The 15,276-nt window shown below is 60.9% G+C and carries 13 protein-coding genes; 12 read left to right on the forward strand and 1 reads right to left on the reverse strand.

Features of this window, described 5'->3' with window-relative positions:
* Positions 1-7: 7 nt before the first annotated feature.
* The 4 genes from V6S97_RS24410 to V6S97_RS24425 all read left to right on the forward strand — a co-directional run bounded on the left by V6S97_RS24410 (position 8) and on the right by V6S97_RS24425 (position 5,001).
* Complete coding sequence (locus V6S97_RS24410) at positions 8-802, forward strand: ABC transporter permease (protein ID WP_020010154.1); 795 nt, start codon at positions 8-10, stop codon at positions 800-802.
* A 145-nt stretch (positions 803-947) separates the two neighbouring features.
* Positions 948-2,345, forward strand: a complete 1,398-nt coding sequence (locus tag V6S97_RS24415) for an NAD(P)/FAD-dependent oxidoreductase (protein ID WP_031234479.1) — start codon at positions 948-950, stop codon at positions 2,343-2,345.
* A complete protein-coding gene (locus V6S97_RS24420) occupies positions 2,342-3,604 on the forward strand; it encodes an NAD(P)/FAD-dependent oxidoreductase (RefSeq protein ID WP_020813036.1) in 1,263 nt (420 codons plus the stop codon). Before V6S97_RS24415 ends, V6S97_RS24420 begins: the two co-directional genes overlap by 4 nt.
* Positions 3,604-5,001, forward strand: a complete 1,398-nt coding sequence (locus V6S97_RS24425; RefSeq protein ID WP_020813035.1) for an FGGY family carbohydrate kinase — start codon at positions 3,604-3,606, stop codon at positions 4,999-5,001. Before V6S97_RS24420 ends, V6S97_RS24425 begins: the two co-directional genes overlap by 1 nt.
* Positions 5,002-5,115: 114 nt before the next feature.
* Here the strand turns inward: V6S97_RS24425 and V6S97_RS24430 are convergent, their stop codons facing one another.
* On the reverse strand, positions 5,116-5,586 hold the full coding sequence (locus V6S97_RS24430; protein ID WP_020813034.1) for a heme-degrading domain-containing protein: 471 nt from the start codon (positions 5,584-5,586) through the stop codon (positions 5,116-5,118).
* A gap of 411 nt (positions 5,587-5,997) precedes the next feature.
* Here V6S97_RS24430 and V6S97_RS24435 point away from each other — a divergent pair, with 411 nt between their 5' ends.
* The 8 genes from V6S97_RS24435 to V6S97_RS24470 all read left to right on the forward strand — a co-directional run bounded on the left by V6S97_RS24435 (position 5,998) and on the right by V6S97_RS24470 (position 15,273).
* A complete protein-coding gene (locus V6S97_RS24435) occupies positions 5,998-7,044 on the forward strand; it encodes a LacI family DNA-binding transcriptional regulator (protein ID WP_020813033.1) in 1,047 nt (348 codons plus the stop codon).
* The gene (locus tag V6S97_RS24440; protein WP_020813032.1) at positions 7,041-8,054 is read left to right on the forward strand and encodes a Gfo/Idh/MocA family protein; all 1,014 of its coding nucleotides are present in this window, start codon (positions 7,041-7,043) and stop codon (positions 8,052-8,054) included. The genes V6S97_RS24435 and V6S97_RS24440 overlap by 4 nt, the downstream gene beginning before the upstream one ends.
* The gene (locus tag V6S97_RS24445) at positions 8,051-9,664 is read left to right on the forward strand and encodes an acyl CoA:acetate/3-ketoacid CoA transferase (RefSeq protein ID WP_020813031.1); all 1,614 of its coding nucleotides are present in this window, start codon (positions 8,051-8,053) and stop codon (positions 9,662-9,664) included. Before V6S97_RS24440 ends, V6S97_RS24445 begins: the two co-directional genes overlap by 4 nt.
* The gene (locus tag V6S97_RS24450; protein ID WP_020813030.1) at positions 9,657-10,436 is read left to right on the forward strand and encodes an enoyl-CoA hydratase/isomerase family protein; all 780 of its coding nucleotides are present in this window, start codon (positions 9,657-9,659) and stop codon (positions 10,434-10,436) included. The genes V6S97_RS24445 and V6S97_RS24450 overlap by 8 nt, the downstream gene beginning before the upstream one ends.
* The gene (locus V6S97_RS24455; protein ID WP_183230233.1) at positions 10,436-11,956 is read left to right on the forward strand and encodes an aldehyde dehydrogenase family protein; all 1,521 of its coding nucleotides are present in this window, start codon (positions 10,436-10,438) and stop codon (positions 11,954-11,956) included. Before V6S97_RS24450 ends, V6S97_RS24455 begins: the two co-directional genes overlap by 1 nt.
* Positions 11,957-12,102: 146 nt before the next feature.
* Complete coding sequence (locus V6S97_RS24460; RefSeq protein ID WP_020813028.1) at positions 12,103-13,344, forward strand: ABC transporter substrate-binding protein; 1,242 nt, start codon at positions 12,103-12,105, stop codon at positions 13,342-13,344.
* Between the two features lie 166 nt (positions 13,345-13,510).
* Positions 13,511-14,389: a carbohydrate ABC transporter permease gene (locus V6S97_RS24465; RefSeq protein ID WP_003504335.1), complete on the forward strand. Its 879-nt coding sequence runs from the start codon at positions 13,511-13,513 to the stop codon at positions 14,387-14,389.
* On the forward strand, positions 14,389-15,273 hold the full coding sequence (locus V6S97_RS24470; protein ID WP_003504336.1) for a carbohydrate ABC transporter permease: 885 nt from the start codon (positions 14,389-14,391) through the stop codon (positions 15,271-15,273). The genes V6S97_RS24465 and V6S97_RS24470 overlap by 1 nt, the downstream gene beginning before the upstream one ends.
* Positions 15,274-15,276 lie beyond the last annotated feature (3 nt).

A 15,276-nucleotide genomic window follows, 5' to 3' on the forward strand; every position in this document is an offset into this window, starting at 1 on the left:
ATCGAAGATGGAAGAACGTCCCGCTCCGCTGGCGCTGAAAATCGTCGCCTTCATCATGTTCCTTTTCCTGCTGGCGCCCGTGGTTCTCGTCGTGCCGATCTCGTTTTCGGCCGACAGCTACATGGCCTTTCCGCCCTCCGGCTGGAGCCTGCGCTGGTATGTGGAACTCATGCATAATTCCAAGATGATGGCGGCGCTCGGCACCAGCACCCTTCTCGCCGTCATCGTCACCGTGCTGTCCATGCTGATCGCGCTGCCTGCCTCCTATGCCATCGTGCGCATGCGGGTGATCGGCGCGGATGCGCTTCTCGCCTTCTTCACGGCTCCGCTGCTCCTGCCCACCATCGTGCTCGGCCTCGCGATCCTGATCGTCTTCGCTGGCGCCGGCCTGCTCGCCACCTTCACTGGTCTGGTGATCGCGCATCTCATCATCGTGCTGCCCTATGCGCTGCGCGTCCTCACCACCTCGCTTGCGGGCCTGCCGCTGATCTTCGAGGAGGCTGCTTCGACACTCGGGGCATCGCCGCTCACGGTCTTCCGACGCGTGACCATGCCGATGATCGCGCCGGGCGTCGTGGCGACGGCCGCACTTTCCTTTCTCGTGTCGTTCGATGAAGCGGTGATTTCGCTGTTCCTCACCGGCCCGCGCATCACCACGCTTCCCGTCGCCATGTATCAGCATGTGGAAACGCAAGCGGATCCGCTTGTTGCGGCCATTTCCGTTCTTTTGATCGTGCTCACCCTTGCCGTCGTTCTCATCGTCGACCGCACTGCGGGCCTGACCAAGACTTTCGTGAAGTAAAGTCGGCGGGGCCACCGGCTGGTGCTGGCTGCCCCTACTGGCACAGGCGCGAATTTCACTCTCGTTTATGAACGCCGCTGCTGCATCGGTGCGATCCGTCGCGCCTGTTGATTTCGCTTTGAAGGACGAAGGCAAAGGGAAGCCCATGGCTCAGACCCCCTCCACGGAATTCGACGTTGCCGTCATTGGCGCCGGTGTGGTCGGTTGCGCGGTCGCCCGCCGTTTCGCGCTGGCCGGTGCGAAGGTGGTGGTCATCGAAAAAGGCCCCGATATCCTCTCCGGCGCCTCCAAGGCCAACAGCGCCATCCTCCATACCGGCTTCGATGCGCCGGAAGGCAGTCTGGAACTGGAACTGGTGAAGGCAGGCCGGGCGGAATATCTTTCCATTCATGGGCAGATGGGCCTTAGCCTCGTTGAAACCGGCGCGCTCGTCTGCGCCTGGAACCCGGACGAGGCGGAAAAACTGCAGGCAATCGCCGATCAGGGGCGGCGCAACGGCATTGCCGGACTTGAGCTCGTCACGGCCGGACAGGCCCGTGAAACCATGCCGGGCCTGTCCGAGCGCCTTGTCGCCGCGCTCGACGTTCCGGGCGAACATATCATTGATCCGTGGTCCGCCCCGCTTGGCTATCTCACGCAGGCGGTGGCGCTGGGCGCGCGGCTGGTGCGAAACGCGGAGGTTCTGTCCGGTGTGTTCGACCGTGCGTGGCGGATCGAGACGATGGCGGGCGCTATCCTTGCCACGAGCGTCGTCAATACCGCCGGTCTGTTCGGCGATATCGTCGATGCGCGTCTGGGGCTTCCGCCCGAATTCACCATCAAGCCCCGCAAGGGGCAGTTCGTCGTGCTTGACAAGGCTGCCCGTCGGCATGTGCCGCGCATCGTTCTGCCTGTTCCCACCGAAATCACCAAGGGCATCGTGGTGTGCCCCACCGCCTTCGGCAATGTTCTCGTCGGGCCGACGGCGGAAGAGCAGGACGACCGCGAGCGTGCGACTGTCGAAACGGCGACGCTGGAAGCGTTGCTGGAGCGCGGCGCGGAGATCGTTCCGGCGCTGGCCTCTGTTTCTGTAACCGCCGTTTATGCCGGTCTGCGGCCGGCCTCCGAAAAGAAACATTACCGGATTTCCGCGCGGCCCGAGCGGCGCGCCATCACGCTCGGCGGGGTGCGTTCCACGGGTCTCAGCGCAGCACTCGGGCTGGCGCAGCATGCTTTGACGCTCCACGAGGGTTTCGGTAGGAGGTTTGCCCCGCCGCCATCAGTCCCCGAAGTGACGATGCCCAACCTGACCGAAACCTGTGAGCGGGACTGGCAGCGCGCCGATCACGGCGAAATCGTCTGTCATTGCGAACTCGTCACCCGCCGCGAGATCGAGGCGACATTTTTAAGCCCGGTGCCGCCCGGTGATTTCGGCGGGCTGCGGCGACGCACGCGGGCCGGCATGGGCCGCTGCCAGGGCTTTTATTGCAACGCCCGGCTGGCAGCGATGACGGGCGACCGTCTGGCAACCCCGCTTGCCGTTCGGGAGGGAGACGACCGATGAGCGCCGTGGAGTCCTTTCAACGAGAGCATCCAAACGCTGAGAATGCAGATGCAATCGTGGTTGGCGGCGGCCCGGCGGGCGTGGCTGCGGCGCTGGAACTGAAAGCGCGCGGTATCGCCCGTGTGATGATCCTCGACCGCGAGCCGGCCCTTGGCGGCGCGACCCGGCATTGCCTGCATTCGCCCTTCGGCATGCGCGAATTCGGACGGGTCTATTTCGGCCCCGCCTATGCACAACACCTGCAGCGGCAAGCACAGGAGGCGGGTATCGATATCCGCACCGGTCATTCCGTGGTGGAACTCGGGCAGGATGGCGCGCTGCTGGTGACATCGGCGCGTGGCGTCGAGACGCTGAAGGCTAGACGCATCGTGCTGGCGACCGGCGCACGGGAAAAACCACGCTCCGTGCGGCTTCTGCCCGGCGACCGTCCGGTGGGCGTGGTCACTACTGGCACGCTGCAATCCTATGTCGCCTTTCACGGTATCATGCCCTTTCGCCGGCCGTTGATCATCGGTTCGGAGCTGGTTTCCTTTTCCGCACTTCTGACCTGCCTCACCCATCGCGCCCGACCGGTCGCGATGATCGAGCCGGAGCCTCATCCGCTGGCGCGGTCGCCTTTTCATTGGTTTCCGCGACTGGTCGGGGTGCCCTTTCATTGTGGTGCGACACTCACGGATATTCGCGGGCGTGACCGTGTCGAGGAGGCCGATATCCGTCTGGCGGATGGCCGCATCCTGACCGTTCAATGCGACGGTGTTCTGCTCACCGGGCGATTCACACCTGAGGCAGCGCTTCTCAATGCATCCCCCGTGGATGTTGCGGCAGGCAGTGCCGGGCCGCTGATCGATCAGGACGGACGGATGGCCAATCCGATTTTCTTCGCCAGCGGGAATGTCTTGCGAGCCGTGGAAACGGGCGGCTGGGCGTTTCGCGAAGGCCGCCGCGTTGGCGCGTCGGTGGCTGACGATCTCGCCCGGGAACCCTGCAACGCGCCGGGGGTTCCCGTTGCCTTCGCCGATCCGCTCAAACTGGCGGTTCCAGCCATGTTCCGGCCGGGTGGACTCGATAGACCGGCATTTCGCGATTTTCAGCTTCGTTTCACCAGACGCGTTCAAGGCCGGCTTTCGCTTCGTCTCGACGGAACGGAAGTGTGGAGCAAGACCGGCCGGTGGCGCCCTGAACGCCGTGTGCTGGTGCCCATTCCCGGCGCTGCGTTTGAAGCGAGCCAGATTGCCTTTCACTTTCGGGAGACCAATTGATGCGCATTGCGGCGATCGATCAGGGGACGACATCGACCCGGTGCCTTGTGGTGAGCGATAGCGGCACGGCGGAGGTCGTGGCCAGCCGGCGTCACGCGCAATTTTACCCGGCCGCCGGCCATGTGGAACATGATCCGGAAGAACTGCTGCGCAATATTCGCGCGGTGCTGGCTGCCGCCGGACCGGTGGAGGCCATCGCCGTCGCCAATCAGGGCGAGAGTTGTCTGGCGTGGGATGCCGTGAGCGGTGAGGCGTTGTCGCCGGTCATCGTCTGGCAAGATGCCCGGACCACCGAAGCGCTGGCCGCCCTGCCGCCCTCGGCGACAAATCGTTCGAAAGAGATTTGCGGGCTGCCGCTCGATCCCTATTTTTCGGCCAGCAAACTGGCCTGGCTGGTCAGGCACAATCCGGCAGTGGCGCAGGCAAGGGCCGCAGGGCGTTTGCGGCTGGGCACCACCGATGCGTTCTTTCTGGACCGGCTGACGGGCGCTTACCGCACGGACCTTGCGACGGCGTCGCGCACGGGGCTGCTCGATCTTTCAACCGGAGACTGGAGCCCTGAACTCTGCGCGCTTCACGGCGTGCCGATGGATTGCCTGCCCCTGATCGGTCCTGTCGATCGCGGTTTTGGCGCGGTTGAGGCAACGCCCATCCGCGTTTCCATTGTCGATCAGCAGGCCGCGCTTTATGGGCATGGCTGCCGCAAGGCCGGCGATTGCAAGATAACCTTCGGAACCGGGGCCTTTCTGCTGGCCGTTGCCGGTAACGTGCGTCCGTTGGCGGGCGAGCTTCTGCCGACCATCGGCTGGAAGATGCAGGGCGCGCGCACCGTCTTCGCCATCGAAGGCGGCGTCTACGATGCCGGCGCGGCACTTGAATGGGCAAAAAAGATCGGCCTATACGCGGATAGTGCCGAGCTCGATGGTTTCGAGGGACCGTCGGCCATTCGCCGCGGCCTTGTATTCGTGCCCGCCCTTTCCGGCCTTGCCGCGCCCTATTGGGACAGGCAGGCCGTGCCGCTTTTCATCGGCATGGACCACGCCACCGGACGAAGTGACATGGTGCGCGCCGTGCTGGAGGGCATTGCCCTGCTGACGGCTCGGCTGATCGAGGCGGCATCGGTTGTTGCTCCCATAGGCGATACGATCTCCATCGATGGTGGCTTGTCGAACAGTCGCTATTTCGCCCGTTTTCTGGCCGCAGCCAGCGGCCGAACCATCTGCGTTACTGCCATGCGCGAGCTGACGGCGCTCGGCTTGGCGGAACTGTGCGGTATCGATGTTGCCGCCATGCGAAACGATGCCGAGATATTCACGCCTGACGGATCGGTCGGGGCAGCTGACCACGCCCGCTTTGCGCGCGCCATAGACAATGCACGGGGCTGGCGGGGCGGGTGACGCCCCCCTGTTTGTCGCCTTCACGCCGAGCGCTTCCCTGACGAATGAAAGGGCGGCGTCGGTATAGGGGATCGAAGGAGGGCTTCTTCCGGTGTGACGAATACTCGTGTCGAATCAGCCTGTGAGCATTTCTTTCAGGCAGAGTGTAATAAGATTGTGGTCTTCAACGTCAGGCAGTCCGCTGACACCCACCGAGCCAATCAGTGTGCCGCCGCGGATAATAAGGGGGAATCCACCGCCGCTGGCAACGAAATCGCTGACCGGCAGGCCGAACTTTGCGTTGAAGTCGTATCCCTTCAGTTCGGCTTCGAGCCTGACCTGAAGCGAACTGCGGTGAAAACGATGAACGACCGCGCATTTGCGGCGTGTCCATCCAAAATTGTCGATAGTCGCACCCGGCAGCAGGCTGGCGAACACCACGTCGGCGCCGTGCCTTATCTCGATTGCGACGGGAAGCGCCTGTGCCGCTGCCCGCAGTCTTATCAGGCTGCCCAGCTTCCAGGCGAAGTCGTAGTTGAAGGTGTTGAGCTGAAGGGCTGCTAGCTCTGCCCGCAGAGCGTCAAGCGAAGGCGTTTCGGTGGTCATTCATTGCTCCGGAATAAGGGTTGATCGTTTACCGATCGTAGGCGTTGGCCGGTAAACTACGATCCATTAGGGCTGAAGGGCAAGCGTCGCTGTTCCGGCTTGGGCGGTACTGCCGACCTTCGCATTCGCCGACATTGCAAACCCGATCCACGTCGCTCCTGCTGAGAAGGAATGACAGCGTAATTTGGAACGTTCCATTTTTCAAGAGTGATTGAGCCAAAACTTCACAGAGTTTTTTGAAAATCATAAAACCGAAAAACAATCATAAGATCATTGAAATTAAAGCGTTATTGGAGATTCTAGGCGACGCCTTCCACAGTTTTCGCTCTTGTCATGGTGATGTCACTTGACAAAATTGGAACGTTCCAATTAATTATCCCTCGATCTTGATGAGCGGCATGGGAGGGTTCAATGACTGGCGGACGGGTGACCGTTATAGATATCGCGCAGGCCGCAGGCGTGTCGAAATCGACCGTCTCGCTGGTGCTGCGGGGGTCTCCGCTCGTCAATGAGGGGACGCGGGCCAAGGTTAATGCGGCGATGCGCGAACTTGGTTATGTCTATAACCGCGGCGCCGCGAACCTGCGCCAGACCAGCGCGAAATCGAAAATCATCGGTGTCGTCGTCAACGATCTGACGAACAGCTTCTTTGCGGAGCTAGCCGTCGGCGTTGATACGGTCGTGCAATCGGCCGGCTATGTCCAATTTCTTGCCAATACCAGCGAAAGCATCGACCGGCAGCGCGAGGTGATTGCCTCGATGCGGGAGCACGGCATCTCCGGGCTGATCGTATCGCCAGCCCGTGCGACCGATCCGCTCGACTTCAAGCCGCTGATTGCCGCCGGCATTCCCGTCGTGGTCGTTGTCCGCAGCCTGCCCGGTGCGAAAGTATCGTCCGTCGCATCGGACAATCAGTCCGGCATGGCGCAGGCGGTTGCCCATCTTGCCTCGCTCGGCCATGGCCGCATCGCATTCATGGGCGGTTTTCCCGATACGGCGGTGTTTCATGAGAGGGTCAGCGGCTTTCGGGACGCCTTGGCTGTCGCCGGTCTGCCTTTTCAGGAGACGGCCGTTGTTCCCTGCGCGCCTTCGCGTGCCGGCGGTGTCGAGGCGATCGGGCGCGTGCTCGAAGCAAGCGATCCGGTCACGGCCGCCGTCTGCTTCAACGATGCCGTGGCTTTTGGCGTTTGCGACGGGCTGCGCGCCCGGCAAATGGAGGCGGGGCGGGATTTCGCGGTCGTCGGCTTTGACGATGTCATCGAAGCCAAGACGACGGTGCCGGCTCTGACGACCATCGCCGTCGATCCCCAAGGGATTGGCAGGCGAGCGGCGCAACTGCTTCTCAAACAGATCAATTCGGAGAAAGCCGATGCGGAGGCCGTGACAACGGCGGTTCGGCTCGTTGTGCGGGAGAGTTGCGGAGCGCAACGAAATGAAGTCGGGAGGACATTGGCATGACGGTGCGTTGGGGATTGATCGGCGCAAGTACGATCGCGCGCGAATGGGTGATCGACGCGATCAGAAAAACCGGCGGTGAGGTTGTTTCCGTTTTGAGTTCCAACCCTGTTCGCGGGGCGGAATATGCGGCGGCAAACGGCATCCCGAACGTCGCGTCCGATCTGGCGTCGCTCCTTGCCGATCCGGCCATCGATGCGGTTTATATTTCAACGACGAATGATCTGCATTGCGAGCAGGCGCTTGCCGCTGCCCGGGCGGGAAAACACATTCTCTGCGAAAAGCCTCTGGCCCTGTCGCTTGAAGAGGCTCATGCGATGGCGAACGCGGCCCGCGAGGCAAGCGTCGTTCTGGCGACAAATCATCATCTCCGGAATGCGCCCACTCACCGTGCGATGCGCGATGCAATCGCCGCCGGCAGGATCGGAACGCCGCTGAGTGCGCGCGTCTTTCATGCGGTTTACCTGCCGCCGCATCTGCAGGGCTGGCGGCTGGACAAACCGTCTGCGGGCGGCGGTGTCATCCTCGACATTACCGTGCACGACGTCGACACACTCCGCTTTGTGCTCGGTGCCGATCCGGTCGAGGTCATCGCGTTTTCTCAGGCCGGCGGCATGAGCCGGGAGGGACTTGAAGACGCTGTCATGGGTGTCATCCGTTTTGAAAACGGTGTTATCGCGCAGTTCCACGATGGCTTCACGACCAGATATGCCGAGACCGGTTTTGAGGTTCATGGCACCGAAGGCTCCCTGATCGCCAGAAATGTGATGACCCAGAAGTCGGTCGGCACTGTCGTGCTGCGCACCGAGGCTGGCGAGGAAGACATCAAAACGGGCTCCGACAATCTTTATGAGGTCGCGCTTGAAGCCTTTCACGCGGCCATTTCAGGCGGCAAACCTTCCGCGACTGCTGAAGACGGCATCTGGTCGCTGGCGACCGGGCTTGCCGTCGTCGAAGCGTCGAAAAGCGGATCCGCTGTTCGGGTCAAAACAGGGATCGAGAGCCGGTCATGAAAAAACATATCACTCCAGCGCAGGCAGCGGATCTTATTCCAGACGGCGCGATCGTTTCCGTTTCGTCGTCCAGCGGTCTGGGCTGCCCCGATCTGATGTTGAAGGCGATCGGTGACCGCTTCGATGCAACCGGACATCCGAAGAACATCACGACGCTTCATCCGATTGCCGCCGGTGATATGAGCGGTATCAAGGGCGTCGATCACATTGCTAAGAAGGGCCTGCTGAAGCGGATCATCGGCGGTTCATATCCGTCCGGTCCATCCAGCGCCGAGCCGCCGCTGATCTGGCAGATGATCACCGCCGATGAAATTCCGGCCTATAATATCCCATCCGGCATCATGTTCGACATGCATCGCGAGGCGGCGGCAAAGCGTCCGGGTGTCCTTACGAAGATCGGCCTCGATACCTTTGTCGATCCGGCCCGCCAGGGCTGCGCGATGAATGCTTCGGCAGCGGCCGAGCCGGTCGTCAAGCGCGTCACTTTCGAGGGTGAGGACTGGCTCTATTTTCCGTCGATCATTCCGCAGGTGACGATCATTCGCGCGACGACTGCCGATGAGCGCGGCAATCTCTCCTACGAACATGAGGGCGCTTATCTCGGAGGCCTCGATCAGGCGCTGGCCGCCCGAAACAATGGCGGCATCATTATTGCGCAAGTGAAACGCATCACCAAGCAAGGCTCGCTCAAACCGCACGATGTGCGGGTGCCCGGCATGCTGGTGGATTACGTCGTGGTCGATCCCGATCAAAAGCAGACGACACAGACGGCCTATGATCCGGCGATTTCGGGAGAGGTCTTCCATCCGCTCGATTCATTCGAGGTGCCGGAATTCAATATCCAGAAAGTGATTGCCCGTCGCGTGGCTCAGGAGCTTGAGGCTGGCAGCTGCGTCAATCTCGGTTTCGGCATTTCCGCGAATGTGCCGAGAATTCTGCTGGAAGAAGGTCTGCATGGCTCGGTGACCTGGGTAATCGAGCAGGGGGCGGTCGGCGGCGTTCCCCTGCTGGATTTCGCATTCGGCTGCGCCTCGAACGCCGACGCCTATATGCCGTCGCCCTATCAGTTCACCTATTTTCAGGGCGCGGGCTTTGATGCATCGTTGTTGTCATTTCTCGAAATAGGCAAAGACGGTTCCGTCAACGTCTCGAAGCTTTCCTTCCGTCCGCATGTGACCGCCGGTGCTGGGGGCTTCGTCGATATCACGGCCCGGGCGAGGAAAATCGTCTTTTCCGGCATGTTCAATGCGGGGGCAAAGCTGTCGATCAATGACGGCAAGCTGGTTGTCGAAAAAGAAGGAAAGCTGAAGAAGCTCGTCAATGAGGTCGAGCACGTGACCTTCTCGGGCCGCAGGGCGATCGAACAGGGCCAGGACATCACCTATGTCACCGAGCGTTGTGTCATGAGGCTGACGCCGGAAGGCGTGGTGTTGAGCGAGATCGCGCCGGGCATCGATTTGCAGACGCAAATCCTGGATCAGTCCGAGTTCGAACTCATTGTTGCCGATGATCTCAAGGTGATGGACGCTTCGCTTTTTGCCGAAGCCAATATCGGCCTTGCGCTTCCGACAAAAAGCGCCCGCGTGCTGGAGGGAACCTTCCATGGCTAATGGCACGGTTCGCGTCGAGATCGACGGCCACATCGCGATCATGACGGTATCGCGGCCGGAAAAACGCAATGCTCTCGATCTTGATATGCTCGGCGCGCTGATGGCGTCCGCCGATGAGGTGGAGGCAAACAATGCGGTCCGTGTGGCGATTTTGACAGGCGAAGGGCAGGGCTTTTCGGCTGGCGGCGACATCAAGGCATGGGGCGGTATGCAGCCCCAGGAATTTGGCCACGGCTGGGTTCGTCACGGCCACCGGGTTTTCGAACGTCTTGCGACCTTGCGGGTGCCGTTGATTGCCGCGCTGAACGGCCATGCGCTTGGTGGCGGCCTTGAACTGGCGGGTATCGCCGACATTCGCATTGCCGAGGAGCAGATCAAGATCGGTCTGCCGGAAACCAGCCTCGGAATGGTGCCCGGCTGGTCGGGCACGCAGCGGCTGGTCAAGCGGTTCGGCGCCCAGCCCGTGCGCCGGATGGCGCTTGGGGGAGAGGTGTTCAGCGCGCAGGAGGCGCTGGCGCTTGGGATTGTGGATGCCGTCACCACAACTGGCAACGCTCTGATCGCTGCGAAGGACTATGCGGCGCGTGTTGCCGCGCGTGGCCCGGCCGCGTCCGAGATCGTCAAACTGATGATCGCCTCGGCAAGCGGTGAAGACAACGGCACGGCGGTTGAAGCATTGGGCTCCATCCTGGCTGCCAAGACCGGCGACCTGAAAGAAGGCGTGGCGGCATTTGGCGCAAAGCGCCCGGCAATATTTAACGGAGAATGGTGATGACGGTTCTGATCAATCCGAAAATGCTGAGTGACCGGACGGCCAGAGATTTCAAGATGCTCATTGACGGCCACTGGGTCGAAGGCAATGTCGATCCCATCGAGCGGATAGCACCCGGCCATGGCTCCGTCGTCAGTCGTTTTCAATCAGGAACCAAGGCCGATGCGGAACGGGCGATAGCTGCGGCACGCGCGGCTTTCGATACCGGACCATGGCCTCGCATGACCGCGTCCGAACGCTCGGCTATTCTGTTGAAGGCTGCGGACCTCATCGCCGCGCGATCCGAAGAACTTGCCTATCTGGACGCCGTCGAGGCCGGAAAGCCGATTACGCAGGTGCGCGGTGAAATCGCCGGTTCCGTCGATATCTGGCGTTATGCCGCCGCCCTCGCCAGAGATTTGCATGGCGAGAGCTACAACACACTCGGTGACGGCACGCTCGGCGTTGTCCTGCGCGAAGCGATCGGGGTCGTATCGATCATCACACCGTGGAATTTCCCTTTCCTGATCGTCGGTCAGAAACTGCCTTTTGCGCTGGCGGCGGGCTGCACCACGGTTGTCAAGCCCTCGGAACTCAGTTCCGGCTCGACGCTTGTTCTCGGTGAAATCCTGCAGGAAGCGGGTGTCCCGAAGGGTGTCGTCAACATCGTGACGGGAACCGGGGCGGAGGTGGGTTCGATCATGACCTCGCATCCCTCAGTTGATATGGTTTCTTTCACCGGCTCCACGGGCGTCGGCAAGCTAACCATGGTCAATGCCGCGCAGACGCTGAAGAAGGTCTCGCTCGAACTGGGTGGCAAGAACCCACAGATCGTATTTCCGGACGCCGATCTCGATGCATTCATCGACGCGGCTGTCTTCGGGGCCTATTTTAATGCCGGCGAGTGCTGCAATGCCGGTTCACGTCTCATTCTTCACAAAAGCATCGCGGCGGATGTGGTCAAACGCGTCGGCGAACTTGCCAGAAATGTCAAGGTGGGCGATCCTCTGGATCCGACGACACAGGTCGGCGCGATCATTACGCCTCAGCATCTTGAAAAAATCTCCGGTTACGTTTCAGATGCGAAAAACAGCGGCGCACAGATCGCTCATGGGGGAGAAAAACTGGACTTGGGAATGGGGCAGTTCATGTCGCCTACCATTCTTTCCGACGTCACGCCTGGAATGGCGGTTGCGCGTGAAGAGGTTTTCGGACCGGTCCTTTCGGTTCTGACCTTTGAGACAACCGCAGAAGCCATCGAGATTGCCAACTCTGTCGATTACGGCCTGTCCGCAGGCGTCTGGAGCTGCGATTTCGATACGTGCCTGACGATCGGACGCCGCGTGCGGGCCGGTACGGTGTGGATGAACACTTTCATGGATGGCGCGAGCGAGTTGCCGTTCGGAGGTTACAAGCAGTCCGGCCTCGGCCGGGAACTCGGCCGCCATGCGGTCGAGGACTATACGGAAACAAAGACCCTGAACATGCATATCGGCGGCCGAACCAGCTGGTGGATGCCGCGGACTGAAAAACCGGCGTAGATCATAGAATTAGAGCGGGATTTCAGGCGAAAACCGCACACACTTTTCGCCATCCCGCTCTAGCCGGTTAGACTGACTGCGTCCGAGGAGGACGGGTGACGGGGCGGGGTATTCCTCGCTTTAATTTGCGACAATGGGAGGAACATATGCGCAAATTTCTGACAGGCACTGCATTGGCAGTGTCCATGATGGCCGGCGCCGCACAGGCGGCGGAGAGTGTTGAAGTCCTGCATTGGTGGACGTCCGGCGGCGAGGCTGCCGCGCTCGACGTCCTCAAGAAGGACCTAGAGGCGAAGAATATTTCCTGGACCGATATGCCTGTCGCCGGCGGCGGCGGCACCGAAGCGATGACGGTGCTGCGCGCCCGCGTTACCGCCGGCAACGCGCCGACCGCAGTCCAGATGCTGGGTTTCGACATTCAGGACTGGGCGAAAGAAGGCGCTCTCGGCAATCTCGATGAACTGGCGGCCAAGGATGGCTGGGACAAGGTCATTCCGAAAGCCCTGCAGCGCTTCTCGAAATACGACGGCCACTGGATTGCCGCACCCGTGAATGTGCATTCGACCAACTGGATGTGGATCAACAAGGCGGCGCTCGACAAGGCCGGCGGCAAGGAGCCCAAGAACTGGGACGAACTGATCGCCATGCTCGACAACTTCAAGGCGCAGGGCATCACGCCTATCGCCGCCGGTGGACAGCCATGGCAGGACGCAACGATCTTCGACGCGGTCGTGCTGTCGCTCGGCACGGATTTCTACAAGCAGGCGTTCATCGACCTCGACCCGGCAGCACTTGGCGGCGAGAAGATGAAGACCGCTTTCGAGCGCATGACGAAGCTTCGCTCCTACGTGGATGACAACTTCTCCGGTCGCGACTGGAACCTTGCTTCCGCCATGGTCATCGAAGGCAAGGCCGGCGTTCAGTTCATGGGCGACTGGGCGAAGGGTGAATTCGTCAAGGCGAAGAAGGTGCCGGGCACGGACTTTGTCTGCGTCCGTTATCCTGAAACGCAGGGTGCGGTGACCTTCAACTCCGACCAGTTCGCCATGTTCAAGGTCGCTGCCGACAAGGTGCCAGCGCAGATGGAAATGGCGGCGGCAATCGAAAGCCCGACCTTCCAGTCGGCATTCAATGTCGTCAAGGGTTCGGCTCCGGCCCGGTCCGACGTGTCGAATGAGGCCTTTGACGCCTGCGGCAAGAAGGCGATTGCCGACCTTGCCGAGGCTGACAAGAGCGGCAAGCTCTTCGGCTCGATGGCCCACGGTCACGCCAACCCGGCCGCCGTCAAGAACGCGATCTATGACGTCGTTACCCGTGAGTTCAACGGCGAACTGACGCCGGATGAAGCAATCGTCGAACTGCCGGCTGCCGTCGCAGCCGCAAAGTAAACGTGGAAAAATGCGGTGGGGGCATCCCCCCACCGCACCAATGCTCGCATGAAATCGCAGTCGAACCGGTCCGGGCGCCTTGCAGGCAGCCTGTCGTCTTCGGCTACCCAACTGACGGAAACGGCAAGCATCGGGCGCTGTTTCAAGGATCAAGGATATCTGCGCGATGACTGGTCGTAGTCGACTTCAGGAGCTGTTACCGAAGCTTGTTCTGGCTCCAAGCTTCGTCGTCATTATCATTTTCGTATACGGCTTCATCGCCTATACGGGCTTCCTGTCGTTGACGGACAGTAAGATGCTGCCCTCCTACAATTTCGTCGGGCTTCTGAATTACCAGCGGCTCTGGGCGCTTCCACACTGGTGGCGGGCGATCAGCAACCTTGCGATCTTCGCGTCGCTTTACATCATCATCTGCTCGGTTCTCGGCCTGTTTCTGGCGATCCTACTGGACCAGAAAATCCGTGGCGAAGGTTTCCTGCGGCCGATCTATCTTTATCCCATGGCGCTGTCTTTCATCGTCACGGGCACGGCGTGGAAATGGTTTCTCGACCCCGGCATCGGTCTGCAGAACACCATGCATCTGTGGGGATGGGAAAGCTTCCAGTTTGCGTGGATCAAGGATCGCAACTACGCCATCTACTGCGTGGTGATCGCAGCGGTCTGGCAGTCCTCGGGCTTTGTCATGGCGATGTTTCTGGCCGGCCTTCGCGGTGTCGACAATGAAATCATCAAGGCGGCCCAGATCGACGGCGCTTCGACCGTCATGACCTACCGCCGCATCATTATTCCCCTGATGCGCCCGGTCTTCCTGTCCGCATTCGTCGTTCTCGCTCACCTCGCAATCAAAGCCTATGACCTTGTGGTCGCGTTGACCGGCGGCGGGCCGGGGCAGGCGACCGAGCTGCCGGCGACATTCATGTATTCCTACACATTCACGCGCAATTCCATGGGCATTGGCGCCTCCTCGGCGATCATCATGCTCATCATGATCTTCTCGATCATCGTGCCCTATCTCTATTCGGAAATTCGCGGAGGAAAACGCTGATGAGCGGCGCTCCAAACCAACAAAATGCAATCAGCCATGGCCATCTGACGCGCGGACTGATCTATCTGGCGCTGATATTCTTTGCCATCTACTACATGCTGCCGCTCTACGTAATGGTGGTCAATTCGCTGAAACCACTGGACGAAATCCGGCAGGGCGGCATGTTGAACCTGCCGCAGGTGTGGACCGTCGAGCCGTGGCTCTCCGCCTGGTCCACGGCGCAGATCGGCGTTCAGCCGACAGGTCTCAAGCCGTTCTTCATCAATTCGATCCTGATGGTCGTTCCGGCTGTAGCGATCTCCACCATCGTTGGCGCACTGAACGGTTACGTTCTGACCAAGTGGAGCTTTCGCGGTTCGAACGTCTTCTTCGGTCTGCTGCTGCTTTCATGCTTCATCCCGTTCCAGATCGTACTGATCCCCATGGCGCGCATCCTCGGCACGCTGGGTCTGGCCGGTTCGATCTGGGGCCTGATCATGGTGCACGTGATCTATGGCCTCGGCTTCACCACGCTTTATTTCCGCAACTACTATGAAGCCTTCCCGACGGAACTCGTTCGGGCGGCCCAGATCGACGGCGCGAGTTTCTTCCAGATTTTCCGCCGCATCCTGCTGCCGTCATCGGGACCGATCATCGTGGTCTCGGTCATCTGGCAGTTCACCAATATCTGGAACGACTTCCTGTTCGGCGCCTCGTTTTCGGGTGCGTCTTCGACCCCGATGACGGTGGCGCTCAACAATCTCGTGTCCTCGTCCACGGGGGTCAAGGAATACAACGTCCATTTCGCGGGCGCGATCCTCGCCGCCCTCCCAACCCTCATCGTTTACATCGTCTCCGGCCGCTATTTCGTACGGGGTCTCATGTCCGGCGCTGTGAAAGGATAAACC

Origin of the sequence: Agrobacterium sp. CCNWLW155, assembly GCF_036888815.1 — a bacterium.
GTDB classification, from domain to species: Bacteria; Pseudomonadota; Alphaproteobacteria; order Rhizobiales; family Rhizobiaceae; genus Agrobacterium; species Agrobacterium radiobacter.